Below are 783 nucleotides of genomic sequence, written 5' to 3'. Positions count from 1 at the left end.
TTTAGCTGCTCTGCTGCACCTTCGTAGTTTTTGTCTTCTACCAGGTCTTTTGCCATAAACATCGCAGCATACAAAGCGTATTCAGTGCCCTCAAACTCATCTTTCAGTTGCTCTGCCAAGTAGCTGACTGTTTCCGCTTCGTCTTCACTATCAAAATCGTTTTGCGTAGCGACTGTTACCAATTGTTGATACTGCAAAGACGCTGCTGTTTTTTCCTGAATCACATTGTTCTGGTAAGCCTTCCAGCCAAACACAATAACCAGCGCTGCACCAATACCCATCAATAGTGAATTACCGTTATCGCTCCACCACTTTTTCAATGCCGCCAGTTGTTCATCTTCTGTTGAAAGGTTGTCCACGTCTTGCTCCTGTCTACCTTGTTTTTGTCTTGGCACCCTTACTGGGCACCTTCGTTATCATTGTATTGCGCTGCATTATAACCGACTCGGTCGAGTTCGCAGCATTAAAAACAGCTAGTGTTGCTTACTTTTTGGCAATACAGCCAAATTCCCGGCAACTCCCAAGCTTTAACTAAATGCAGAATTCACTTCTGTTAAGAGCTCTGCAAAACTAACCAGCTTTTGCCCACCCTCACCTTTTAGTCGTTTGACTACCAACGTATCATTTTCCAGCTCCTGTTCGCCAATAATGATACCAAGAGGTGCGCCAGACTTATCAGCTTTTTTCATCTGACTCTTGAAACTACCACCGCCTGCATTCTGCAGTACTCTCAAGGAAGTTTCACTTCTAAGCAACTCAGCAACTTCAAAGGCTTTATGTAAA

General features: G+C 43.9%; 2 protein-coding genes. Both read right to left on the bottom strand.

Going from position 1 to position 783, the window contains the following annotated elements; genetic code table 11:
- The coding region (locus tag A3756_RS21240) for a tetratricopeptide repeat protein (protein ID WP_156490658.1) at positions 1-359 on the bottom strand (359 nt) is incomplete at its 3' end.
- 168 nt (positions 360-527) lie between these two features.
- On the bottom strand, positions 528-783 hold a 256-nt coding region (locus tag A3756_RS21235), incomplete at its 5' end, for a His/Gly/Thr/Pro-type tRNA ligase C-terminal domain-containing protein (protein WP_255376532.1).

This window comes from Oleiphilus sp. HI0086 (assembly GCF_001635225.1).
This window is presented reverse-complemented; position numbering and strand designations above follow the sequence as displayed.